Consider the following 24,348-nt stretch of genomic DNA (forward strand, 5'->3'; position numbering starts at 1 on the left):
CCTCTTCAAGCGGGAGACCCTGGCTGGCGGAGCTTGAATGCCCGCTAGCCGATGCTGTAGTTTATTATTATGGAAGCGCAGGTGACACATTTTTGAAGAATCTTGTCTATATCAAAGGGACGAACAAAGGGCTCGTACTGCAGCTCGACGACCAGTGTTCTTACACCGATCTGCTGAAAGAGCTGCAGGCAAAGGTGTCGGACCCTGCGCTGGAAGGCAGTGCGGAAGTACAGATTTCTCTGGGCAATCGTTATTGCACTGAGGCCCAGATCAAAGAAATTACCGAAGTGACTCAAAAAGGCACTGAATTGCAGGTAGTGGGCGTGAAAAGCGATATCATAACGGTTGCCGAATGCACTCAGCGGGTATTGGAACAGCAGTCGGAAACGTACGTCGGCATTGTCCGTTCGGGCCAAGTGGTCAAAGCGGACGGCGACCTCGTTGTCGTAGGCGACGTCAATCCGAACGGCCGCATAGTGGCCGGCGGCAATATTTACGTCCTCGGGCGCCTGAAAGGCATCGCACACGCAGGAGCCAATGGCAATCGCGACGCGGTTATCGCTGCCTCGTGGCTGGAAGCGACGCATCTGCAAATTGATGATATGCTGGAAATCATGACGGATGAGCTAACGGTATTATCGGAACAACCGGAAATGGAATGCGCTTACTTACATAAGAGTGGCAGCATCATCATTGATCGTTTACAGGAATTGCGGTTCTTACGGCCGGAAATTTCAACGTTTAAAGGAGGAAGCTAATGTGGGAGAAGCTATAGTTATTACATCAGGTAAGGGAGGCGTCGGAAAGACGACGACAACCGCCAATCTCGGAACTGCATTGGCTCTTCAAGGGAAAAAGGTCTGCTTGATCGATACGGATATCGGTTTGCGCAATTTAGATGTTATTTTAGGGCTTGAAAACCGCATCATCTACGATTTGATCGATGTGCTCGAAGGGCGCTGCAAAGTGCATCAGGCGCTTGTCAAAGACAAACGTTTTGATGACATGCTGTATCTTTTGCCGGCTGCGCAAACAGCCGACAAAAATGATGTCAATCCGGAACAGATGAAAGAATTGGTGACGGAACTCAAGAAAGATTATGATTTCGTCATCATCGACTGCCCGGCAGGCATCGAGCAAGGCTATAAAAATGCCGTTGCCGGCGCCGACAAGGCCATCGTCGTGACAACACCTGAAATTTCAGCGGTCCGCGACGCTGACCGCATCATCGGCCTATTGGAACTTGAAGAAAACATTGAGCCGCCGAAATTGATCATCAACCGCATTCGCCAGCATTTGATGAATTCCGGCGAGTCAATGGACGTCAATGAAATCACAACGCATTTGTCGATCGATCTTCTTGGCATCGTAGCCGACGAAGAATCGGTCATCTCGAGTTCGAACCGCGGTGAACCGGTTGTCATGGATCCGACAAACCGTGCCGCTATCGGCTACCGCAACATCGCACGCCGGATTCTCGGCGAATCGGTGCCGTTGATGACGATGGACAAGAAAAACCAAAACTTCTTCTCGAAAGTCAAATCGATTTTCGCGAAATCATAAAATGAGAGCCCCTGCAGAGATGCGGGGGTTTTTTCGAACCTTAGGAGGTGTACTTTGAACGATCACTTATTGGCGCAAATGATCATAGCAGAACGGCTCTCAAAGAACCATCGTTCGTGGCAGCACCTTGCCGCTGACTTGAAAAACTCACTTGCAGGTGCAAGCGGGGAATCGCGGACGCTTGCTTTATTGAAACGGGAACTTGATTTGAAAGCAGACCCGATTATCTTAACGGATTTATCACTGCCCTATAAAGAAGGCTATGCACAAATTGATCTTCTTTTATTGCATCAAGGGTTTATTTGTGTGGTTGAAGTGAAAAATATAAAAGGAGAATTCTTTTTTGATTCCGATAATTTTCAATTTCACCGGAGGATTGATGGCCGCCTGGAAGGTATGAGAAATCCCGAGTCGCAATTGCATCGGGCTGTGAAAGCTGCGGAAAAAATTTTAGCTGTGCCGGTCCATGGCGTAATTGTTTTGGCTAGCCGTTCTGGAAGAGTGGTAGAAGGCCCTAAGAATTACCCTGTGGTGTCATTGGACTATTTGCCTTTTTATTTAGAAGAGTTGGTTGAAAAGAATGGCCCTTTTGAAATTGAGGCCTTGCACCGAAAGTTGAAATCTTTGTCCATAAAACGTTTTCTTCCGAATTTGTTCGAGCGTTATCAAATCTCAGAAGATTCCCTGCGGCTTGGCGTTACGTGTCCCAAATGCCGGGACCATTCATTGAGCAGAGCGAATAGAAAATGGAAATGCATGCGATGCAGCTGTTCGTTCAATGATGCTCATGAAGTGACATTGCAAGAATACGCAGTCCTTTTTGGAGACGAGCTGCCCACGCAATTTGCTTATAAATTACTCGGCGTGGAGGATAAATATTTATTGTATCGCTTGCTGGAAAAGTCGGCGCTTCAAGGAAGCGAACGTGGAAAGCGCTGGATCGTGCCGCAGCGTGAGCTGTTGCAGGCGTATTTTAGTAGTATATATCGGTGAACGCACCTGAAAGTTGAAGTTTCGCACCTCGCGCACAATTTACCGCACCTCAGCAACGAAAGACCGCACCTCAAACCGAAATCTCCGGACGCAGCAAAACAATGCCGCTTACTTTCAAATATTGGTTGACGCGACCTTTGTCGCATGGTATTATTTTAATGTTATGTTTGTAGCGCACCTGTGCTACAACCGCTCGAATCAGGTTATGTAAGAATCCGCAGCAATGCCGATCACCTGAATAGGCGAGTCTTAGTCTAAGAGGAGGTGCAAGGATATGTACGCAATTATTGAAACTGGTGGTAAACAAATCAAAGTTGAAGCGGGCCAAGAGATCTACGTTGAGAAATTGAACGGAGAAGCTGGTGACGTTATCACATTTGACAAAGTTTTATTCGTAGGTGGAGAAGACGCTAAAGTTGGTGTTCCTTTCGTTGAAGGTGCTACTGTAACTGCTAAAGTTGCAAAACACGGCAAGCAAAAGAAAATCACTGTCTTCAAATACAAAGCGAAAAAGAACTATCACAAAAAACAAGGTCATCGTCAGCCATACACGAAATTGACTGTCGACGCGATCAACCTGTAAGACATGATACGAGTAAACGTAAAAGAAACATCTGACCGCATTTTGTCTTTCGAAATGTCGGGCCACGCGGATTTTGCTGAACACGGGCAAGACCTCGTATGTGCTGGAGCGTCCGCTGTCTCCTTTGGAGCGGTGAATGCCATACTGGAGCTGACGAAAATCGAACCCCAAATCCAGCAGGAAAGCAGCGGCTATTTAAAAGTCGTGTTTCCCGATGGCCTTGATGAGAAGACAGAAGAGCAAGTTCAATTGCTCGTGCGTGCGATGATTGTTTCCTTAAAAACGATTGAACAAGATTATGGGCAATATATTAAAATAACCTTCACAGCTTAGGAGGTGGAACAGAATGTTAAGATTAGATCTTCAGTTTTTTGCATCCAAAAAAGGTGTAGGTTCAACGAGAAACGGACGTGACTCAGAATCTAAACGCCTTGGCGCAAAACGTGCAGACGGCCAACTCGTATCTGGTGGCTCAATTTTATACCGTCAACGCGGTACTAAAATTTACCCTGGTGAAAACGTAGGACGCGGTGGAGACGATACACTTTTTGCTAAAGTTGACGGAATCGTACGTTTCGAACGTTACGGACGCGACAAGAAAAAAGTGAGCGTATACCCAGTAGCACAAGAAGCTTAATACAAAACGAAAAGGGCTGCGCTTGCAGCCCTTTTTCTTTTTCAGGAAATTCCCGCGGAATCTTGTTATACTGATAAAAGAAGCTAAAACGGGACGTGACTTATGAAAGAGACGAAAACGGTGGCACAATCGCTTCGGCATGCGCGCCATGACTTCTTGAATGAATTGCAATTGATCAATATGTATTTGGATCTGGGACGGCAGGAAGAGGCCCAAGCGATTATTCGCTCGCATGCCGAAGCGGCTGTGCATCTGAGCCGGTTGTCCGGCTTGAAGATGCCGATGACTGAGGAGTGGCTGCTGCTCTCGAAGTGGCAGCACCCGGAATTTCATTTTCAAGTGGAGTGCCTGGCGACTAAAGGGATCACGGAAAAAGATGCGGCGTTTCTGGCTGTGCTGGAACAATTCGTGCACACCGCAGGGCCGAAGCTGGATCCGTATGCCGAGTACGCAGGGTTGATCCTTTTGAAAAATGAAGGCGAGTCGTTGACGATGGAATTAGCTTTGAACGGAAACTGGACGGATTTTGAGATTCCGGAAGTTTCAAATTTACACGCTGTAAAAGAGTGCGGTCCGGATGGCTTACGGGTCACGGTACGCGCACAGATGGAGGGATAATATGTTTGTCGATCACGTAAAAGTTTATGTTAGAGGTGGCGACGGCGGGGACGGTATGGTTGCGTTCCGCCGCGAAAAATATGTACCAAATGGCGGTCCTGCAGGCGGCGACGGCGGAAAAGGTGGCGACATCGTCTTTATCGTTGAAGAAGGTTTGCGCACATTGATGGATTTCCGCTACAAGCGGATCTTTAAAGCCGACCGCGGAACACACGGCATGAGCTCTAATAAACACGGCGCGAAAGCCGAAGATACATTTATCAAAGTTCCGCCGGGCACAGTCGTTAAAGACATCGATACCGGCGAAACGATTGCCGATTTGGTGGAACATGGCCAAACTGCGGTCATCGCAAAAGGCGGACGCGGAGGCAGAGGAAACTCCCGTTTCGCGACGCCTGCCAACCCGGCACCGGAACTGTCTGAAAAAGGCGAACCGGGCTATGAACGCAATGTAACCTTGGAATTGAAAGTTTTGGCGGATGCCGGACTAGTCGGATTCCCGAGTGTCGGTAAATCGACGCTATTGTCTGTTGTTTCTGCAGCAAAACCAAAAATTGCGGAATACCACTTCACGACAATCGTGCCGAATCTTGGCATGGTCGAAACAGAAGACCACCGCAGCTTCGTCATGGCCGATCTTCCTGGATTGATTGAAGGCGCGCACCAAGGCGTTGGCCTTGGGCATCAGTTCCTGCGCCACATCGAACGCACACGTGTTATCGTGCACGTCATCGATATGTCCGCAATGGAAGGCCGCGATCCGTACGAGGATTATGTAACAATCAATGAAGAATTGCAGCAATACAATATGCGTTTGACGGAACGTCCGCAATTGATTGTCGCGAACAAAATGGATATGCCGGAGGCGGAAGAAAATTTGGCGAAATTCCGCGAGAAATTGCCGGAAGATGCCCGCATTTTCCCGATTTCTGCATTGAGCCGCAAAGGTTTGTCGAACTTGCTTCACGCCATCGCCGATCTATTGGAAGTCACAGAAGAATTCCCGTTGATCGACGAAGAAGCGGATGAATCAGAAAGCACGGTTCTCTACAAACACGAATCGGATGCAGACGGTTTCGACATTACACGCGATCCGGACGGCGCGTATGTTTTGTCGGGCTATGCCATTGAGCGTTTATTCAAAATGACCGATTTCTCAAGAGAAGACTCGATCCGCCGATTTGCCCGCCAGATGCGCGGCATGGGCATTGACGACGCACTGCGCGAACGCGGTGCTGAAAACGGCGATACAGTCCGCCTGCTTGAGTTTGAATTCGAATTTATGGACTGATAAGGGATTTCTCCCTAACCGGTTTTAGTTGCACTTTATTTGGAGGGTTGAGTAATGAAGGATATATCGGAACAACGGTTTTATTTAGTGCGCGAAGACGTTTTGACCGAGGCGATGCAGAAGACGCTGGAAGTCAAACGGCTGCTGCAGCGCGACCGCATGTCAATTTTGGATGCGGTCAATAAAACCGGTTTGTCTCGCTCGGCGTTTTATAAATATCGGGATGCGGTATTTCCATTCCATTCAATTGTGCGCGAGCGGATCCTGACAGTGTTTCTTCAATTGGAAGACCGTTCCGGGACGCTTGCCACGCTTCTTCAAGCGGTAGCGGAAGCCCGCTGCAATATCCTGACCATCCACCAGACGATTCCGATTCAGGGGCGCGCCAATGTGACGCTGTCGCTGGACGTAACGGCGATGGAGATGGAACTGGATGTTTTTCTGCAGCAGTTGAAAAAACTCGATTTCGTCGAGTCGGCTGATATTGTATCAAGTGGATCATCATAAAGAGGAGTGGTTGGATGGCTGGACAAACTGCAAAAAACCGAATTTCATATCTAGGACCGGAAGCGTCGTTTACACATTTGGCGGCGCTCCGGGTTTTTCCGGAAGGCCAGCAGGTCCCGTTTGCAACAATTCCTGAATGCATTGAAGCAGTGGCAGAAGGCAGCGTCGATTACGCTGTCGTGCCGCTGGAAAATGCACTTGAAGGATCGGTTTCACTGACGGTCGATTACTTGTTCCATGAAGCACAATTATACGTGACGGCTGAAGTCCTTTCGCCGATTGGCCAGCATTTTCTGGTGCACCCGGACAATGCAAGCGCCGATTCGTTCGAAGCGATTTATTCGCATCCGCAAGCATTGGCCCAAAGCCATAAATTTTTATATTATACATATAAAAACACGCCGCTCGAGCAGTACAGCTCGACGTCGGCTGCTGCGAAAATGGTGTCGGAACTGCCCGAGCGCCCAATTGCGGCCATTGGCAATGAATTCTCGGCGCAGAAATACGGCTTGACGATTCTGCACCGCGATATCCATGATTTCCATTTTAACCACACACGCTTTTTCGTGCTGTCCAAAACCGATCATAAACTGGAAGTTCCGGGCCATGAAGGCCAGATCAAAACGACGCTGATGATTTCACCGCCAAAAGACGACCGTTCGGGTGTCCTGCACCAGGTGCTGTCGGTATTCGCTTGGCGCCAGCTCAACTTGAGCAAAATCGAATCGCGTCCGTTGAAAACAGGCCTCGGCAATTACTTCTTTATCATCGATGTGTTGGAAGACGAAAGCGCGACAATGATGCGCGGCGCGTTCGAAGAACTAGCCGCCATCGGCTGTGAAGTCAAAACGCTCGGTTCGTACTACACGTACCGCAACCAGGCATAAAGAAATCCCCGCAGCGAATGTGCTGTGGGGAATTTTTTTGTCGAAAAATGCTGAATGCAAATAAACCTGTGCTGAACGCAAATAAAAAATTTTGACTCCCTACCTGTCAAGTAGACACGAGTTTATCGGCGTTTTTTCTCATATGCGATTATAGACGGAGAGCCGATTTCGCTTCCGTCCGAATTTCTTCGAGCCTAAAAACGCTTCTCAAAGTGGCTATTGATTAAGTGCGCGGTTTAAGCGGCCCGTGCTTGTAAATTGCGGTATGTAACCGGTGACGCACCGAGTTTCAGTTGCGGTCGTGTCTCGTTATAATACGTGATGTAGGCGGCTACTGCTGCGCGCATTTGGGCTGCCGTTTCAGGCACAGTGAAACCGGGCATTTCGGTTTTGAGCTTGCCAAAAAAGCTTTCAATCGGCGCATTGTCCCAACAGTTGCCCCGACGGGACATTGACTGGGTCAGTTCCATTTTTTTCAGGAGTCCTTGATAGCTATGGCTGGTGAACTGGATGCCCTGATCACTGTGGAGAAGGGCTTCTTTCTCGAACCCGCGTGCTTCCAACTGACGAACGGCCTCCAGGACAAAATCCACATCCAGGGTGTCGCTGATGGTGTAAGCAACGATTTCGTTATTGTATAGATCCAGAATTGCACATAAGTAGATAAAGTCCCGGAATGGCTTTTTCACTTCCAGGTAACTGATATCAACGGAAAACTTGAGACCCGGTCGCATGGCCTTGAAGTTCCGGTTCAGGAGATTATCGATAACCGCATGGCCGCTTCCGGCAGGACGTGGCTTTCGGCGTGCTGTCTTGAGCGGCATGCGATACATTTCCCGCATCCGGCGGATGCGTTTGAGACTGACGATATGAGTGTATACATTCTCGAGCTCCAGCTTAAACCGTTCGTGACCCAAATTCCCACCATGGGTGACGTAGAGCGAAAGCATCTGTTTTAAAAGCGCTTGGTCCCGTTCCGTTTGCGACTGCGCAGGGTCTTTTTTCAGCCGTTTGTAATAGCCCGCGCGGCTCAGGTTCTGGACTATGCCAATGAGCTCTGTAATCGGGAACCGGTTCTTGTGCTCTTCAACGAACACAAAGTCGAGGTCGATCGGTTTCACTCCTTTCGGAGCGCAATAAGCTTTTTTAAGTACATCACTTCAAGCTTCGTGCGTTCCAATTCAGCTTTGGTAATTTCCAATTCTGTTTTCGCGTCTTTGCCCGACTCCCGTGGCCCTCTGCGTTTTTCACGAAGCACCTCAAAAGACTTGGCTTCCTTCACCAGCCGCGCCCAGTGCCGGATATTGGCAGGGTTCTGAATCTCCAGGAGGGGGGCTAATTCGTTAACGGATCGTCCTTCAAAGTACTGTTCTACCGCCTGCTTCTTGGTTTCATAGGTATAGCTTTTTCGTGTGTTCACAGTCATCACTCCTTGGTTCAAGTTTGAAGGAACAATAAACTATTTGTCTACTTTTGGTTCATTGTCTCATTTTAAACGCAAATAAATTCTGCTGAGCGCAAATAAATCGGTGTGACTCCCTACCTGTCAAGTAGACACGAGTTTATCGGCGTTTTTTCTCATATGCGATTATAGACGGAGAGCCGATTTCGCTTCCGTCCGAATTTCTTCGAGCCTAAAAACGCTTCTCAAAGTGGCTATTGATTAAGTGCGCGGTTTAAGCGGCCCGTGCTTGTAAATTGCGGTATGTAACCGGTGACGCACCGAGTTTCAGTTGCGGTCGTGTCTCGTTATAATACGTGATGTAGGCGGCTACTGCTGCGCGCATTTGGGCTGCCGTTTCAGGCACAGTGAAACCGGGCATTTCGGTTTTGAGCTTGCCAAAAAAGCTTTCAATCGGCGCATTGTCCCAACAGTTGCCCCGACGGGACATTGACTGGGTCAGTTCCATTTTTTTCAGGAGTCCTTGATAGCTATGGCTGGTGAACTGGATGCCCTGATCACTGTGGAGAAGGGCTTCTTTCTCGAACCCGCGTGCTTCCAACTGACGAACGGCCTCCAGGACAAAATCCACATCCAGGGTGTCGCTGATGGTGTAAGCAACGATTTCGTTATTGTATAGATCCAGAATTGCACATAAGTAGATAAAGTCCCGGAATGGCTTTTTCACTTCCAGGTAACTGATATCAACGGAAAACTTGAGACCCGGTCGCATGGCCTTGAAGTTCCGGTTCAGGAGATTATCGATAACCGCATGGCCGCTTCCGGCAGGACGTGGCTTTCGGCGTGCTGTCTTGAGCGGCATGCGATACATTTCCCGCATCCGGCGGATGCGTTTGAGACTGACGATATGAGTGTATACATTCTCGAGCTCCAGCTTAAACCGTTCGTGACCCAAATTCCCACCATGGGTGACGTAGAGCGAAAGCATCTGTTTTAAAAGCGCTTGGTCCCGTTCCGTTTGCGACTGCGCAGGGTCTTTTTTCAGCCGTTTGTAATAGCCCGCGCGGCTCAGGTTCTGGACTATGCCAATGAGCTCTGTAATCGGGAACCGGTTCTTGTGCTCTTCAACGAACACAAAGTCGAGGTCGATCGGTTTCACTCCTTTCGGAGCGCAATAAGCTTTTTTAAGTACATCACTTCAAGCTTCGTGCGTTCCAATTCAGCTTTGGTAATTTCCAATTCTGTTTTCGCGTCTTTGCCCGACTCCCGTGGCCCTCTGCGTTTTTCACGAAGCACCTCAAAAGACTTGGCTTCCTTCACCAGCCGCGCCCAGTGCCGGATATTGGCAGGGTTCTGAATCTCCAGGAGGGGGGCTAATTCGTTAACGGATCGTCCTTCAAAGTACTGTTCTACCGCCTGCTTCTTGGTTTCATAGGTATAGCTTTTTCGTGTGTTCACAGTCATCACTCCTTGGTTCAAGTTTGAAGGAACAATAAACTATTTGTCTACTTTTGGTTCATTGTCTCAGTGTAAACACAAATAAAAAATTAGAGAAACCGTTTCTAAATTTGCGGTTTCACTTTTCGCTTTCGAAAAGCAACCAATCAAAGGGTTTGGCAGTTGAGTTGGAGGCGAAAAAGTGTCCGGAATACGCTGAACGCACACAAATCCCGGCAAGCGCACACAAAACAAAAATCCGGAAACCGCCAACCGGTTTCCGGATTTTTCATCATTCCTTATTCGTTATCTTCCAGCAAAAAGCCGTGTTCGCGCATGGCAGCAATCGCGCTTTGCAGCATCGCGACGTTTGGTGCGGTGATGGTGTGCAAATGCGTGCCGTCTGTGAGCTCCAATAGATAGCTCGCACCGGTTTCACGGACGCGCTGCATGAACGCTTCGACTTCTGCAGCGTTCGACACATGGATGCCCGCTGTCAATTCCCCGTATACCGGATGCTCGACCGATACGTCTTTGACAGTGACGCCAGCTGCGACGAGAATTTTCAATTCACGTTCGGTGTCTTCTGGCTGGTGGCGGCAGGCGATGCGGCGGCTGATGGTTTCCGTGCCGCGCTCACGCATGTACAGGTAGCCTTGGCTTGTCGCGATGATCGGTTCGTTGCGTGCTTTTAACAGCGTCATGTCGCTGACGATGACTTGGCGCGAGACGCCGGCGAAATGGGCCAGTTCGCCGCCGGTCAACGGTTCGCTTGACGTTTTCAATTTTTCGAGTAAGATTTGCCGGCGCTGTTCGCCGTATAATTTTGTCATAGTGAATCCCAGCTTTCTTAAATGGTAATTCTATTTTAACACGGCTATTTTCATAGCGGGTTTATTTCGTAAAAGGGGAACAAATATGCTATAATCAATAAGTTAAATTGGAGGGCGACGTACATGTACGATTACATAAAAGGGGTTGTCACACGCGTGACCCCGGAATACTTAGTAGTGGAGCAGCAAGGGATTGGCTGGCAGATTTTTGCACCGAATCCGTATTCGTTCGGAACAGAGGAACTGCAGGTATTTGTGCATTATCACGTTAGGGAAGATGCGCACCTATTGTTCGGTTTTCCGACACTCGAGCAGCGGGAGTTGTTCCGCAAGCTGATTTCGGTTTCCGGCATCGGGCCAAAAGGGGCGCTCGCGATTCTAGCCAGCGGCCAGCCGCAGCACGTCATTGAAGCGATCGAGCGGGAAGACGAGTCGTATCTCGTAAAATTCCCGGGCGTCGGCAAGAAAACGGCGCGCCAGATGATTCTCGATTTGAAAGGCAAGCTTGCCGAATTCTTCGGCGAACCGTTCGAAAGCGATGTGTCGCACAGTTTGTTGGCGCATGACGACGTGGAACTGGAAGAAGCGATGCTGGCACTTGGGGCACTCGGCTATTCCGAACGCGAAATCGCGAAAGTGAAGCCGAAACTGAAAGACCTGGATTTGAACACAGAAGGCTATATGAAAAAAGCGTTGCAATTATTATTGAAACAAAACTGATGAAAAGGAGGCGGACGGCATGGAAGAACGGGTAATCGGAGGCGAAGTTTCCGAATTTGATGAGCGCTTTGAGCAGTCGCTGCGCCCGCAATATTTGGCGCAGTATATTGGCCAGCAAAAAGTGAAGCACAACTTGGAAATTTTCATCGAAGCGGCGAAGATGCGCGAGGAGAGCTTGGACCATGTACTTTTGTACGGGCCTCCTGGACTCGGGAAAACGACATTGGCAGCCGTCATCGCCAATGAAATGGCAGTAAATGTGAAAATGACGAGCGGACCGGCAATCGAACGCCCAGGTGATTTGGCGGCCGTCGTGTCGTCGCTTGAACCGGGAGATGTGCTTTTTATCGATGAAATCCACCGGCTCAATCGCTCGATTGAAGAAGTGCTGTATCCGGCAATGGAAGATTTCTGCCTGGACATCGTGGTCGGCAAAGGGCCTACTGCACGTTCGGTGCGGCTTGATTTGCCGCCGTTCACGCTGATTGGTGCTACGACGCGTGCAGGCGCCTTGTCAGCGCCGCTGCGCGACCGGTTCGGCGTGCATGCACGTCTGGACTATTACGACACGGAATCGCTGACAGACATCGTGGTACGCAGTTCGAAGCTGTTTGAAGCGGATATTGCGCCGCAGGCAGCGGTTGAGATCGCACGCCGTTCCCGTGGGACCCCGCGTATCGCGAACCGTTTGTTGAAACGGGTGCGCGATTTTGCACAAGTGCGCGGCAACGGCACGATCACGGAAGACATGGCGTCTCAAGCACTTGAAATGCTGCAAGTCGACCCGCTCGGCCTCGACCACATCGACCATAAATTGATGATGGGCATGATCCAGCGTTTCCGCGGCGGCCCGGTTGGCCTAGATACGATTGCAGCCAGCATCGGCGAAGAATCGACGACGATTGAAGACGTCTACGAGCCGTATTTGCTGCAGATCGGCTTTATCCAGCGCACGCCAAGAGGGCGCATTGTCACTCCGCTCGCTTATGAGCATTTCCAGATGGAAATGCCTGAATGATTCTAAACAAAGGAAGTTTTGAAAAATGAACGTAAACGATTTTGATTTCCACTTGCCTGAAGAATTGATTGCCCAAACGCCGTTGCTCGACCGGACGTCGAGCCGGCTGTTGGTCATGAATAAAGAAACGGGTGATGTCGACCATCGCCATTTCCGCGACATTATCGATTATTTGCACAAAGGGGATACGCTTGTCTTGAACGATACGCGTGTCTTGCCGGCGCGCCTCATGGGCGTCAAGGAAGAAACCGGCGCGCACATCGAATTGCTGCTGTTGAAGCAAGTCGAAGACGATGTGTGGGAAACGCTTGTAAAGCCTGCGAAAAAAGTGAAAGTGGGCACGGTCATTTCATTTGGCGATGGGCTATTGAAAGCGGAGTGCACGGCACTTCTTGACCACGGCGGACGCCATTTCAAAATGATCTACGACGGCATTTTCTACGAGATTCTGGACCAGCTCGGCGAAATGCCGCTGCCTCCATATATCCGTGAAAAGCTGGAAGACCAGGAGCGCTACCAGACCGTATTTGCAAAAGAACGGGGAAGCGCTGCAGCTCCGACCGCCGGCCTTCATTTTACGGAAGAACTGCTCGATGAAATCCGCGCAAAAGGCATTAATATCGCGTTTATCACGCTGCATGTCGGACTGGGCACGTTCCGACCGGTATCGGTCGATTCGATCGATGACCATAAAATGCATGCTGAATTCTACCGCATTACACAGGAAACGGCAGATCTCATCAACAATACGAAAAAACAAGGCGGCCGCGTGATTTCCGTCGGCACGACGTCGACCCGGACGCTTGAATCCGTAGCGGAAAAATTCGGCGGCAAGCTGCAGGAAGACAGCGGCTGGACCGATATCTTCATTTTCCCGGGCTTTGAATTCCGAGCGATTGATGGTTTGATCACCAATTTCCATTTGCCGAAATCGACGCTGGTGATGCTGGTCAGTGCCTTGTCGAACCGGGAAAACATTTTGAATGCCTATAACGAAGCCGTGAATGAACGCTACCGTTTCTTCTCTTTTGGGGATGCGATGTTCATTGAACCACAGAAAAAGGAGACTCACCAATGACTGAAGCAGTATGGTATGAACATATTAAAACTTGCAAACAGACCGGAGCGCGTTTAGGGATTGTCCACACGCCGCACGGTTCATTTGAAACGCCGGCGTTTATGCCGGTTGGCACGCAGGCAACCGTGAAAACGATGTCGCCTGAAGAATTGAAAGCGATGGATGCCGGCATTATTTTGAGCAACACGTATCATTTGTGGCTGCGCCCCGGCAATGATGTTATCCGCGAAGCAGGCGGCCTGCACAAATTCATGAACTGGGACCGTCCGATTTTGACCGATTCCGGCGGCTTCCAGGTGTTCTCTTTGAGCGAATTCCGCAACATCAAAGAAGAAGGCGTCCATTTCCGCAACCACATGAACGGCGACAAATTGTTCTTGAGCCCGGAAAAAGCGATGGAAATCCAGAACGACCTTGGATCCGACATCATGATGGCATTTGATGAATGCCCGCCTTATCCGGCTTCCCACGAATACATGAAATCAAGCGTCGAGCGGACATCTCGCTGGGCCGAGCGCTGCATGGAAGCACATGCCCGCAAAAAAGACCAAGGCTTGTTCGGCATCATCCAGGGCGGCGAATACGAAGACCTGCGCAAACAAAGCGCACAGGATCTTGTATCGCTTGATTTCCCGGGATACGCAATCGGCGGCTTGTCCGTCGGCGAACCGAAAGACGTCATGAACCGCGCACTTGAGTTCACGACGCCGTTGCTGCCGGCAGACAAACCGCGTTATTTGATGGGCGTCGGTTCTCCGGATTCACTGATCGACGGAGCAATCCGCGGCGTGGATATGTTTGACTGTGTCTTGCCGACCCGCATTGCGCGCAACGGCACACTGATGACAAGCACAGGGCGCCTGAACATCAAAAACGCGGCATTCAAGCGCGATTTCACGCCAATCGATGAAAAATGCGACTGCTATACATGCACAAACTACACGCGGGCGTACGTCCATCACTTGATTCGTGCAGATGAAACCTTCGGAATCAGACTTACTAGTTATCATAACCTGCAATTTCTGTTAAACTTAATGAAACAGGTACGCCAAGCGATTCGTGAGGACCGCCTGGGAGATTTCCGCGAAGAATTTTTTGAAGCTTATGGTTTCAATAAGCCAAACGCTAAAAATTTCTAAAAGAAAAGAGAGAGTGAAAGGGGGAACTTGAAAAATGGATACTTTGGTAGCATTATCACCGTTAATCTTGATGTTCTTGTTAATGTGGTTTTTCATTATCCGTCCTGCACAAAAGCGTCAAAAAGCGACAGCTAACATGCAATCGGAATTGCGCCGCGGTGACCGTGTCGTAACAATCGGAGGCCTTCACGGCCAAGTAGACGCTGTGGATGACACAACGGTTTACCTGACTGTTTCAGACGGAACACGTTTGCAATTCGAGCGCCAGGCAATCGCCCGCGTCGTCGATTCAGCAAAAACAACTGTCTAAGAAATCTCGCCTTCGACCTTGAAGGCGATTTTTTTTATCTATGGCCTTTTGCTAATGGAAGAAAAGTGCGAAGCGAATGCTCCCATGATTAAAGTTATGGCTACAAAAAGCGGCCGCCTGAAACGAATTCTTTAAATCTACACATTTAAGCTTCGCGCTTCCGAAAACAAACTGATATTATCAATAAAAAATTAGAAATAAAAAACAAAGCAATGTTCTCAATATTCCTGCAATCGGATACAATGGAAAAGAACGGATGGAAGGAGATTTAAAATGTTAGATTTTACCGATCAATATGACATGGTGCTGCCTGCATTGGAAAGCAAAATTGCTGAATTCCATTACATGCAATACGACACCGTTACACCGGAGTCATTGTGGCAATTCTGTTTAAAGAAAAAGTGGAAGAAGAAAAATATCGAGGACATGCGGCTTCATGAAATGGTCAACGATATTATGGGAACGACCGCTTCGGAATTTGTCGCTTATCACCAGGTGGAAGGGTTAAAAGGGGCCAGCTTTTTTGCTGAAGGAAATCTGGCGGAGCTCGAGCAGCTCTTGCGGCCGGTTTCAAAAAAGCCTGATTCGAATTGACACCTTAAAGCGGCTGTTTCATAATGATAGTGCTGTGTTTTTCACACTGAGGAGGAATAGTTACATATGAAAGCAAGAGGTCGTTTAATCGCCTTTTTCCTAATCATCGTCGCCTTGATAGGAATTATGGCTCCCACGAGTTTACCCATTGCAAAAGACATCAGATTGGGATTGGATCTGCAAGGCGGATTCGAAGTTCTCTACGAAGTAAAACCGCTTGAAGGCGGAGAGCAGAAGATTACGCCGGCAGTATTGGCGGATACTTCGGAAGCACTGGCCAGCCGGATTGACGTGCTCGGCGTCAGTGAACCGGTCATCCAAATTGAAGGGGATAACCGCATCCGCGTCCAATTGGCCGGTGTGGAAGACCAGGCTTCAGCCCGTGAATTGTTGTCTACCGAAGCCAACTTGACGTTCCGCAATGCGGAAGATGAAGTAATGCTCGACGGCAGTGATTTGAAGCAAGGCGGAGCGGCAGGGACATTTGACCAAAATGGCGCACCTGTTGTAACCCTTGAATTGAACGATCCAGGCAAATTCGCTGAAATCACGAGCGAAATTTCACAATTGCCGCCGCCAAGCAATGTCTTGGTTATTTGGCTCGATTTTGAAGAAGGCGTGGATTCATACGCTGAAGAACTCACGAAACCGGATCCGAAATTCGTTTCTGCACCGCGTGTTTCCCAGCGCATCAATTCGCAATCGGTTGAAATTTCCGGTGCCTTCACTGTAGAAGAAACACAGAACCTGGCGGGGATTTTGAACGCCGGTGCATTGCCGGTCAGCCTGGAAGAAATCTACTCGACTTCTGTCGGCGCCCAGTTTGGTGCAGAGGCTCTTGACCAGACGATATTGGCAGCTACAATCGGTATCGGCCTTGTATTGTTGTTCATGCTCATTTATTACCGTTTGCCAGGATTGATTGCGGCGATTACGCTGGCTGTGTTCGTGTACTTGATCTTGCTGACGTTTGAATGGATTGGCGGCGTATTGACGCTGCCGGGTATTGCGTCCATCGTCCTCGGGGTCGGTATGGCAGTCGATGCCAACATCATCACTTATGAGCGGATCCGCGAAGAATTGAGGATCGGCCGGAGCGTCAAAGATTCATTCAAGGCGGGGGCAGCCAGTTCGTTCTCAGCGATTTTGGATGCCAACGTCACCACTTTGATCGCTGCAGTTGTGTTGTTCATTTTCGGGACAAGCTCCGTCAAAGGGTTTGCGACACTTTTGATCATCTCGATTCTTGTGTCATTCCTGACTGCGATCTGGGGTTCGCGCATCTTGCTCGGACTTTTGGTCAACAGCGGCATTCTCGACGGCAAAGTCGGCTTGTTCGGACTCCGGAAATCGCTTGTCCATAAGCCGGAAGAAAACCTGGAAATTCTCGACCTCTCTACTCGCTTTGACCGCTACGACTTTGCCAAGCATCGCAATAAATTCTTTATTGCATCGATTGCCTTGATTGTAGCCGGTATGGTTGTTATCGGCGTTTTCCGTCTGAATCTTGGCATTGACTTCTCGAGCGGTACGCGCGTAGAAATCACTGCAGATTCAGCGGTCACGAAAGAACAAGTAGAATCTTTCCTGAGCGAAAATGGCTATCCAACTGAAGACGTGGTTATTTCTGGCGACAACTCTAATATCGGCGTGACGCGCTATGTAGAAGAGTTCAGCCAGGAAGAAATCAATACCTTGAAAGCTGCGGCAATGGAAGAGTTCAATCACGAACCGAACATCTCCACTGTATCGCCGACAGTCGGACAGGAATTGGCGAAAAACGCTGTGTATGCTTTGGCGATTGCGTCAATTGGGATCATCCTCTACGTGGCTGTCCGCTTTGAGTGGCGCATGGGTGTCGCTTCCATTGTGGCCTTGCTGCATGACGCATTCTTTATCGTCGCTGTCTTTAGCTTGCTGCGCCTGGAAGTGGATATCACCTTTATCGCTGCGGTGCTGACGATAGTCGGTTATTCGATCAACGATACCATCGTTACGTTTGACCGGATCCGCGAAAACTTGAAACGGATGAAGAAAATTGATTCCGTGGAACAATTGGAATTGATTGTCAACAAATCGCTTCGCCAGACGCTTGGCCGTTCTGTCAATACCGTGTTGACGGTTGTGCTGGTTGTTATTGCCTTGCTGATATGGGGAGCGCCTTCCATCACTAACTTCTCACTTGCTTTATTGATCGGATTGGTTGCCGGTACGTATTCTTCGATTTTCATCGCGGCCCAGTTATGGCTCGTATTGAAAAAACGGGAATTGATCAAAAAAGGCCCAATCGATATTGAGAAGCTGGAAGAGAAAAACAAATGGGGTTCTGACGAGCCTGTCGTATAACGACAAACTTCACACAGTGGGGTTTTTCACCCCGCTGAGTGTGAGTTGGACCGATTGGACTTTTAGGGACAGGTGGATAAGTTTATAAAAGAAATGGAACAGGGTATAGAACTTATGACCTTGTTCCATTTTTTTATTTATTTTGAAGGGAGATGCACACGATGAAATTTCAAGCGCTCGCCATCATTGGGCTTATACTTGCAGTGCTGCTCGCGGTTTTTGCTGTAGCCAATGTGGAAAATGTTCCAGTCAATTATTTATTTGGGGAAGCTCAATGGCCGCTAATTCTCGTTATTCTTGTTTCCGCTCTTTTAGGATTTTTGCTCAGCGGCACCGTGGCCATCATTCGCATGTTCACTTTGCAGCGGAAAGTCAAATCGCTTCAAAAAGAAATAGCGGTGAAAGAATCGCTGATTGCCACCCAGCAAAATGAAATCGCAGAATACCAGAAAGCCGATGTCCATCCTGAAGCGATGGTCGTCACCGATGACCGCCAAACGCTTTAATCTAAACAAAGGGGCTGGCCGATAAGTCTATTATTTGACTTATCGGCCAGCCCCCTTTGCTTCTTATGGATTGTAGAGGAATACAATTGCTCCTGTCCCTACATCGCTCCACTAGCTTCGTCGCAAAGAAGTCGTCGAGAAACATGTGAAGCCTTTATTCATTTCGCTCCAAGTGGACGCTTTCCGCTACATTCGGTCCACTCTTTTCATAAAGAATTGTTTTCATCAGAAAGAGTGGAAGAGTAGGCTTACTTTTTATTCACAGTTCACTGTCGATATGAAGCAAACCAGCGGAGAAAACCCTACTGCTCCTGCGTAAGCTCGTCGCAAAGACATGGCTTCGCAAGCTTCAGCCATTGTCTTGCCTGCGGGGCAGCGTAAGCGACGAGACAGCCGAGACCCCGCAAGAAATGATTGGGCTTTGCCCAATCATTTGCGACGAAGCTAGCGAAGCGATGCAACGCTCTTCCATGTTTCGAAGCTAGCGAAGCGATGCAGAAACAGGAGCACAAGGTTTTCGCAGCGGCTGAGGAGGCTTGGCGGATCGCCCGCGGCAAGCGGAGCTGGTTGCGAAATATCGGTTAGTAAGTTATCTCTTTCTCAACAAGCTGTGAAGTTGCCCCAAATTTCTTTTGGGACAACTTCTTTTTGTCTGCACGGAAATTCTGTATAATGAACGGGTAAGGAAGTGAATGTACATGATAGAATCCAAAAAGCGATGGCGCTTGACCACTCCCGATATGGAGCGGGTGCAAGCGATTCAAACAGAATTATCCATTTCGTCCGTTTTGGCCAAAATATTAGTGACGCGGGGCATTACAACCGCTGAAGAAGCACGCAACTTCATGAACATGGACGCACACGGAATACATAACCCATATCTCATGAAAGATATGGACATTGCCGTCGGGCGCATCCGCCAAGCCATTGAAGAACAACAGAAAATTTTAGTGTACGGCGACTATGATGCCGATGGAGTTACGAGCACGACCGTCATGATGACAGTGCTCGAAGACCTCGGTGCTGATGTTTCTTTTAAGATCCCGAACCGATTTAAGCATGGCTACGGGCCGAATGAAGAATTATTCCAGGAAGCGCATGATGAAGGCGTGAACTTGATCATCACTGTCGATAACGGCATTTCCGGCATCGACGAAGTGGCGTTTGCCAATAGCCTTGGCATGGAAGTCATTATCAGCGACCATCACGACATCGGTGAAACGATGCCGGCTGCACTGGCGATTGTCCACCCGCGCCATCCCGAAGGCAATTACCCGTTCGGTGAACTGGCAGGTGTCGGTGTGGCGTTCAAAATTGCCCAGGCGTTGTATGAAGAAGTGCCGGACCACCTGGTGGAATTGGTGGCAATCGGTACCATTGCCGATTTGGTGCCGTTGCACGATGAAAACCGCATTCTCGTGAAAATGGGCTTGGAAGCGCTGCGGGACACGCCGCGTCCGGCTATCGACGCTTTATCAGAAGTGTCCGGCGTGAAGCAGCGCGAAATTACGGAAGAAACGATCGGCTTTATGTTCGGTCCGCGCATCAACGCGATTGGCCGCCTTCAGGATGCCGATCCGGCGGTGCAATTGTTTATGACCGATGATGCTTCGGAAGCCCGCAGCCTTGCTGGAGGGCTTGATGTTTTGAACAAAGAGCGCCAGGCCATCGTCAAGCAGATTTCAGATGAAGCGACCGCTCAGGTGGATGCCCGTTATCCGGATGGCCCCCCGCATGTCATTGTGGTGGCGCAGGAAGGCTGGAACCCAGGCGTAGTCGGGATTGTGGCTTCAAAGCTGGTGGAGAAATATTACCGCCCGACGATTGTATTGTCCCTGAATCCGGAAACCGACAAAGCTAAAGGCTCCGCCCGAAGCATTGAAGGCTTCCATTTGTACAATGAACTGGCAGCGAACCGCGACATCCTGCCGCATTTCGGCGGACATCCGATGGCGGCCGGCATGACACTCGATATGGAACATGTTGATGCGCTGCGCGACCGTTTGAACAAGCAGGCGGAAACGAGTTTGACCGAAGAAGATTTGATTCCCGTTGTGGAAATTGATATTCCCGTCCGCTTGGAAGAAATCGATATCGAAACGATTGAATCGATGCGCTATTTGGCGCCGTTTGGCATGGGATTTGCCAAGCCGAAGTTTTTCCTGGATGAAGTGAAAGTGGCATCCATCCGGAAAATCGGCGCAGCTCAAAATCATTTAAAAATGGAGCTGGCCCAAAACGCGGCGACAATTGATGCGGTCGGTTTCGGCATTGGCCCTCTCGGCGATGAACTGACGCCGGATGTGAAAATTGATGTCATCGGCGACCTTCAAATCAACGAATGGAACGGCCGCAAAAAGCCGCAGCTGATGATCGAAGATATCCGGACCGATGAATGGCAATTATTCGACATCCGCGGCATCCGGCAAGTGTCGCGCTGGTCGAAGCTGATTCCGGAAAAAGAGCAGGTCTTCCTGGCGTTTAAGCCGGAAACCGTTGCCGTGTTCCAGACGCTTTTGCAGCAGCCGATCTATACGCCAGAGACGCTGGAAGAGCTCGCTGAACCAAAATTCCATCTGGTGCTCCTGGATTTGCCGGACACCGAAGAGCAATTAGCCGAAGTTTTGACACATATTAATCCGAAGCGGATCTATGCCCATTTTTACGCAAAAGAATCGCAGTATTTCGAGCAGATCCCAACTCGGGAGCAGTTTGCGTGGCTGTTTGCGTTCATAAAAAAACGCGGGTCGTTCGATTTCAAAAAGCATAGCGATGAGCTAGCGAAGCACAAAGGCTGGACGCGGGAAGCATTATTTTTCATGCTTCAGGTGTTTTTTGAACTCGGTTTTGTTACACTTAACAATGGACTTACAGAGATTGCAGCAGCTACAGGCAAGCGGGATTTGTCGGAAGCGCCGATTTACAAGAAGCGCCAGCAGCAAATTGCGTTGGAACAAAAGCTTTTGTATGCATCTTATAAGGATTTAAAAGAGTGGTTTGATGCGAAAGTGTCTGCCAAGGAGGAAGAATTATGGATTTAAAGCAGTACGTAACAATTGTTGAAGACTGGCCAAAACCAGGGATTAGTTTCAAAGACATTTCGACAATTATGGACAACGGAGAAGTATACAAATACGCTACCGACCAGATTGTGGAATACGCGAAAACAGTGAATGCAGAACTCATCGTCGGCCCTGAAGCCCGCGGTTTTATCATTGGCTGCCCGGTTGCGTATGCACTGGGAATCGGCTTTGCACCTGTCCGCAAAGAAGGAAAATTGCCGCGTGAAGTGATTCGCGCTGAATATGGCTTGGAATACGGCAAAGACGTGTTGACGATGCACAAAGATGCCATCAGACCGGGTCAACGTGTATTGATTACGGATGATTTGCTGGCAACTGGCGGAACAATCGGTGCAACCATCAATTTGGTGGAGCAGCTGGGCGGCATCGTTGTCGGCTGTGCATTCCTGATTGAACTGACGTACTTGGACGGCCGCAAGAACCTTGACGGCTATGACGTAATGACTTTAATGCAGTATTAATCTTTTCCCTCCGCCAATTACTGGCGGGGGGAATTTTTTGTAGTCCGGCGGGTATGGAAGAAAGAGGTGATGGACATGCAGCTAAGCAAATACCACGATTCAGCGAAAAACAAAGAACTGCTGGCAGCGATATTGAACGATCCGCAGCCGATTGAAGACCTGACCAACGAAACGCAGGAACTTTTCCGCCAAATCAAATCAAACGATGGACCCCTCAAAAATTCCTTATACAAGAAAACGCGGCTGGAGCGGATCTGGTCATTTCTGGCCGAAGAGCATTCCATTGAAGATCCACATCACTACACCGAACGGGTGGAAAACGGCGACGTGGTTCCGGAATGGAAGACAGAACTGGACGAACAATACACCAAACTGGAAAACGCCTTTACACGGCAAGTAAATGTGGAGGATTTCGGGGCGATAGGAGACGGCGTGACTGATTGCACAAAAGCATTCCAGAAAGCGTTCGGCAATGGACGGGTGGATGTCTATGTGCCAGAAGGCATTTACATCGTCCGGAAACTGGAACTGCCGTCTTGGACGCGGCTCCGGGGAGCAGGAAAAGGTGCAACCGTGCTGAAGCTGCACAGCGCTGCGCCGAAACGCCAGCGCCTCTTGGCGAACCGGAATTTTATCCGGGGCAACCATCACATTTCGGTGGAGCGTTTGGGGCTCGATTGGAATGTTGAGCGCCTCGGAAATGTATCAAATACGAGTGCCGGAAATAATTTTTCCAGCTGCCTGACCTATGCTCATGTTACGTATGGCTGGGTGAAAGAAGTGGCTGCGGTGAATCCGGGGCTTCACTGCTTTGACGTTTCGTCTACGTTCTACAATTACGGCGGCGACGGGCGGCGGGCAAAAGGCGGCAGCCGTTATGTCTGGCTTGACCGGGTCAATGGCTGGGGCTTCGGCGATGACGGCATTACGACCCACCATAGCGATTACATATTCATTTCCAATTCGCATTTATGCGATCCGAGCGGGCGGTCGCATAAAAAAGGCTTTTCCAATTCAAACGGCATTGAAATTGACGACGGCTCCCGTTTTGTGTGGCTGCTCAACAATTCAACGACGCGCTGCTTCGGCGGGGTGGAGATCAAAGCCCATGCGACCAGTTCCGCCGCGACGGGTGTTTTCATTTCCGGCCATTTGTCGGTCAGCGACAACCGTTCGTTCAATTTCCGCCACATCGGCCACCATGCAGCCGAAGATCCGGATTCCTTGTCCGCCTTTAATATCGCGGCACAGCGCCTCGTAGCGGTAACGCCGGTGTTTACCGAAATGTATGCCGGTTCGTCGCCGCGCGCTCTGGTCGTGTCCGGATTCCGCAACGTGGCGATCAACCGGTTTCTGTTTATCGGCGATCCGGCATACGATTACAAAGGGCATCCGGCCGCAGCCATCCAGTACAAGGCGGGAGATGTGTCGCTGACGAACGGGCGCATCAGCGGCTTTAAAAAGTCGAAAGCCGACCTGTATTTAGGGAGCGGCGACCGGGTGACGGTGCGCAATATCCGCTGCCTGGATTCTGCAGAACGCCCGGTAAAAGGCGGCAAAGGCAATGCAACGATTGTGGTGGAGAATGTCGGCCTGGAAACGGTTTAGAGAAAGATTTTGTCGAATATTTGCGCGAAAAATGTCGAATTTGTGTATGCTGTGTTACTATTTAAAATAAACTTAGGCATTCTAACAGCAATTCACTGAAAATAGGGATAAAATAACAAGTAACAGCCAATAAAGGGAGGTGCATCCAGTGAGATTGAGCGGAAAGAAAGTTCTCAGTTTCGTGCATCATGAATTTGAAGACTTGGAATTGTGGTATCCGATTTTGCGTTTGCGGGAAGAAGGGGCGCAAGTGGACATCGCCGGCGAAGAAGCGGGCGTAAAGTACATTGGGAAATACGGTGTGCCGGCGGAATCCAATTTCTCCTACGGCGACATCAGCCCGAAAGACTATGACGCCATCCTGGTTCCAGGCGGGTGGGCGCCTGACAAGATCCGCCGATTCCCGGAAGTGTTGAACATCGTGCAGTTTATGGACGAGCACAAATTGCCGATCGGCCAGATCTGCCATGCCGGCTGGGTGTTGATTTCAGCGGGCATCTTGACAGGCAAACGGGTGACCAGTACGCCAGGCATCAAGGACGATATGGCGAATGCCGGCGCGGAGTGGCTGGATGAACCTGTCGTCGTGGACGGCCATTTGGTATCGAGCCAACGGCCGCCAGATTTGCCGGACTATATGCGTGAATTCATTAAAGTGATGGAGCAGCAATAAGAAAGCTTTACTTTTCTCTCCATTGTTTTTTATAATAGAAAGATATACTTTTCGAAAAATC

Annotated in this window: 27 protein-coding genes and 1 other annotated feature; of the genes, 22 read left to right on the forward strand and 5 right to left on the reverse strand. The window is 49.5% G+C overall.

The annotated features are described in order from the left end of the window. Positions 1 to 92: 92 nt before the first annotated feature. The 10 genes from minC (at position 93) to pheA (ending at position 7,079) form a co-directional block, all read left to right on the forward strand. Positions 93 to 758, forward strand: a complete 666-nt coding sequence (minC, locus tag QWY22_RS07835) for a septum site-determining protein MinC (protein WP_300983859.1) — start codon at positions 93 to 95, stop codon at positions 756 to 758. Between the two features lies 1 nt (position 759). Next, entirely contained in the window at positions 760 to 1,563 is an 804-nt protein-coding gene (minD, locus tag QWY22_RS07840) for a septum site-determining protein MinD (protein WP_036806219.1), read from the forward strand. A 54-nt stretch (positions 1,564 to 1,617) separates the two neighbouring features. Further along, entirely contained in the window at positions 1,618 to 2,556 is a 939-nt protein-coding gene (locus tag QWY22_RS07845) for a nuclease-related domain-containing protein (RefSeq protein WP_300983860.1), read from the forward strand. A gap of 177 nt (positions 2,557 to 2,733) precedes the next feature. Continuing rightward, positions 2,734 to 2,816, forward strand: a sequence feature (ribosomal protein L21 leader region). Between the two features lie 14 nt (positions 2,817 to 2,830). Continuing rightward, positions 2,831 to 3,139, forward strand: a complete 309-nt coding sequence (rplU, locus tag QWY22_RS07850) for a 50S ribosomal protein L21 (RefSeq protein WP_036806223.1) — start codon at positions 2,831 to 2,833, stop codon at positions 3,137 to 3,139. 3 nt (positions 3,140 to 3,142) lie between these two features. Then, positions 3,143 to 3,472 carry a ribosomal-processing cysteine protease Prp gene (locus QWY22_RS07855; RefSeq protein WP_300983861.1) on the forward strand — a complete coding sequence of 110 codons (330 nt, stop codon included), beginning with the start codon at positions 3,143 to 3,145 and terminating at the stop codon, positions 3,470 to 3,472. Between the two features lie 13 nt (positions 3,473 to 3,485). After that, on the forward strand, positions 3,486 to 3,776 hold the full coding sequence (gene rpmA, locus QWY22_RS07860) for a 50S ribosomal protein L27 (RefSeq protein ID WP_036806229.1): 291 nt from the start codon (positions 3,486 to 3,488) through the stop codon (positions 3,774 to 3,776). 102 nt (positions 3,777 to 3,878) lie between these two features. After that, positions 3,879 to 4,394: a Spo0B domain-containing protein gene (locus QWY22_RS07865; protein WP_300983862.1), complete on the forward strand. Its 516-nt coding sequence runs from the start codon at positions 3,879 to 3,881 to the stop codon at positions 4,392 to 4,394. A gap of 1 nt (position 4,395) precedes the next feature. Then, complete coding sequence (gene obgE, locus QWY22_RS07870; protein ID WP_300983863.1) at positions 4,396 to 5,685, forward strand: GTPase ObgE; 1,290 nt, start codon at positions 4,396 to 4,398, stop codon at positions 5,683 to 5,685. 54 nt (positions 5,686 to 5,739) lie between these two features. Next, entirely contained in the window at positions 5,740 to 6,192 is a 453-nt protein-coding gene (locus QWY22_RS07875; protein ID WP_300983864.1) for an ACT domain-containing protein, read from the forward strand. Between the two features lie 14 nt (positions 6,193 to 6,206). Continuing rightward, positions 6,207 to 7,079 (forward strand): prephenate dehydratase, encoded by an 873-nt coding sequence (pheA, locus tag QWY22_RS07880; protein WP_300983865.1) that lies wholly within the window; start codon positions 6,207 to 6,209, stop codon positions 7,077 to 7,079. A gap of 236 nt (positions 7,080 to 7,315) precedes the next feature. On the opposite strand, the gene QWY22_RS07885 is transcribed toward pheA, so the two are convergent. The 5 genes from QWY22_RS07885 to QWY22_RS07905 all read right to left on the reverse strand — a co-directional run bounded on the left by QWY22_RS07885 (position 7,316) and on the right by QWY22_RS07905 (position 10,751). After that, the gene (locus QWY22_RS07885; RefSeq protein WP_300982077.1) at positions 7,316 to 8,200 is read right to left on the reverse strand and encodes an IS3 family transposase; all 885 of its coding nucleotides are present in this window, start codon (positions 8,198 to 8,200) and stop codon (positions 7,316 to 7,318) included. After that, positions 8,197 to 8,499: a transposase gene (locus QWY22_RS07890; protein ID WP_300982078.1), complete on the reverse strand. Its 303-nt coding sequence runs from the start codon at positions 8,497 to 8,499 to the stop codon at positions 8,197 to 8,199. Before QWY22_RS07890 ends, QWY22_RS07885 begins: the two co-directional genes overlap by 4 nt. 256 nt (positions 8,500 to 8,755) lie before the next feature. After that, the gene (locus QWY22_RS07895; protein ID WP_300982077.1) at positions 8,756 to 9,640 is read right to left on the reverse strand and encodes an IS3 family transposase; all 885 of its coding nucleotides are present in this window, start codon (positions 9,638 to 9,640) and stop codon (positions 8,756 to 8,758) included. Continuing rightward, entirely contained in the window at positions 9,637 to 9,939 is a 303-nt protein-coding gene (locus QWY22_RS07900; protein ID WP_300982078.1) for a transposase, read from the reverse strand. The genes QWY22_RS07895 and QWY22_RS07900 overlap by 4 nt, the downstream gene beginning before the upstream one ends. A 278-nt stretch (positions 9,940 to 10,217) precedes the next feature. Continuing rightward, positions 10,218 to 10,751 (reverse strand): transcription repressor NadR, encoded by a 534-nt coding sequence (locus QWY22_RS07905; RefSeq protein WP_300983867.1) that lies wholly within the window; start codon positions 10,749 to 10,751, stop codon positions 10,218 to 10,220. 123 nt (positions 10,752 to 10,874) lie between these two features. Here QWY22_RS07905 and ruvA point away from each other — a divergent pair, with 123 nt between their 5' ends. The 12 genes from ruvA to QWY22_RS07965 all read left to right on the forward strand — a co-directional run bounded on the left by ruvA (position 10,875) and on the right by QWY22_RS07965 (position 24,287). Beyond that, positions 10,875 to 11,471 carry a Holliday junction branch migration protein RuvA gene (gene ruvA, locus QWY22_RS07910; RefSeq protein WP_053165518.1) on the forward strand — a complete coding sequence of 199 codons (597 nt, stop codon included), beginning with the start codon at positions 10,875 to 10,877 and terminating at the stop codon, positions 11,469 to 11,471. Between the two features lie 19 nt (positions 11,472 to 11,490). Further along, positions 11,491 to 12,489, forward strand: coding sequence for a Holliday junction branch migration DNA helicase RuvB (gene ruvB, locus QWY22_RS07915; RefSeq protein ID WP_053165519.1), 999 nt, complete (start codon positions 11,491 to 11,493; stop codon positions 12,487 to 12,489). A gap of 25 nt (positions 12,490 to 12,514) precedes the next feature. Then, positions 12,515 to 13,567: a tRNA preQ1(34) S-adenosylmethionine ribosyltransferase-isomerase QueA gene (gene queA / locus QWY22_RS07920; RefSeq protein WP_300983868.1), complete on the forward strand. Its 1,053-nt coding sequence runs from the start codon at positions 12,515 to 12,517 to the stop codon at positions 13,565 to 13,567. After that, positions 13,564 to 14,706: a tRNA guanosine(34) transglycosylase Tgt gene (gene tgt, locus QWY22_RS07925; RefSeq protein WP_300983869.1), complete on the forward strand. Its 1,143-nt coding sequence runs from the start codon at positions 13,564 to 13,566 to the stop codon at positions 14,704 to 14,706. Before queA ends, tgt begins: the two co-directional genes overlap by 4 nt. Positions 14,707 to 14,740: 34 nt before the next feature. Then, positions 14,741 to 15,016, forward strand: a complete 276-nt coding sequence (gene yajC / locus QWY22_RS07930; RefSeq protein ID WP_053165521.1) for a preprotein translocase subunit YajC — start codon at positions 14,741 to 14,743, stop codon at positions 15,014 to 15,016. A 273-nt stretch (positions 15,017 to 15,289) separates the two neighbouring features. Further along, on the forward strand, positions 15,290 to 15,610 hold the full coding sequence (locus tag QWY22_RS07935; protein WP_300983870.1) for a post-transcriptional regulator: 321 nt from the start codon (positions 15,290 to 15,292) through the stop codon (positions 15,608 to 15,610). A 66-nt stretch (positions 15,611 to 15,676) separates the two neighbouring features. Next, positions 15,677 to 17,956 (forward strand): protein translocase subunit SecDF, encoded by a 2,280-nt coding sequence (gene secDF / locus QWY22_RS07940; protein ID WP_300983871.1) that lies wholly within the window; start codon positions 15,677 to 15,679, stop codon positions 17,954 to 17,956. Positions 17,957 to 18,117: 161 nt separating this feature from the next. Beyond that, positions 18,118 to 18,462, forward strand: a complete 345-nt coding sequence (locus tag QWY22_RS07945; protein WP_036806266.1) for a LapA family protein — start codon at positions 18,118 to 18,120, stop codon at positions 18,460 to 18,462. Positions 18,463 to 19,160: 698 nt separating this feature from the next. Continuing rightward, entirely contained in the window at positions 19,161 to 21,503 is a 2,343-nt protein-coding gene (recJ, locus tag QWY22_RS07950; RefSeq protein WP_300983873.1) for a single-stranded-DNA-specific exonuclease RecJ, read from the forward strand. Then, entirely contained in the window at positions 21,494 to 22,006 is a 513-nt protein-coding gene (locus QWY22_RS07955; protein ID WP_300983874.1) for an adenine phosphoribosyltransferase, read from the forward strand. Before recJ ends, QWY22_RS07955 begins: the two co-directional genes overlap by 10 nt. Before the next feature lie 75 nt (positions 22,007 to 22,081). Continuing rightward, complete coding sequence (locus QWY22_RS07960) at positions 22,082 to 23,614, forward strand: glycosyl hydrolase family 28-related protein (protein WP_300983876.1); 1,533 nt, start codon at positions 22,082 to 22,084, stop codon at positions 23,612 to 23,614. A 148-nt stretch (positions 23,615 to 23,762) separates the two neighbouring features. Then, on the forward strand, positions 23,763 to 24,287 hold the full coding sequence (locus QWY22_RS07965; RefSeq protein ID WP_300983877.1) for a type 1 glutamine amidotransferase domain-containing protein: 525 nt from the start codon (positions 23,763 to 23,765) through the stop codon (positions 24,285 to 24,287). Positions 24,288 to 24,348: the final 61 nt, after the last annotated feature.

Origin of the sequence: Planococcus liqunii (assembly GCF_030413595.1) — a bacterium.
Taxonomy (GTDB): Bacteria; Bacillota; Bacilli; order Bacillales_A; family Planococcaceae; genus Planococcus; species Planococcus liqunii.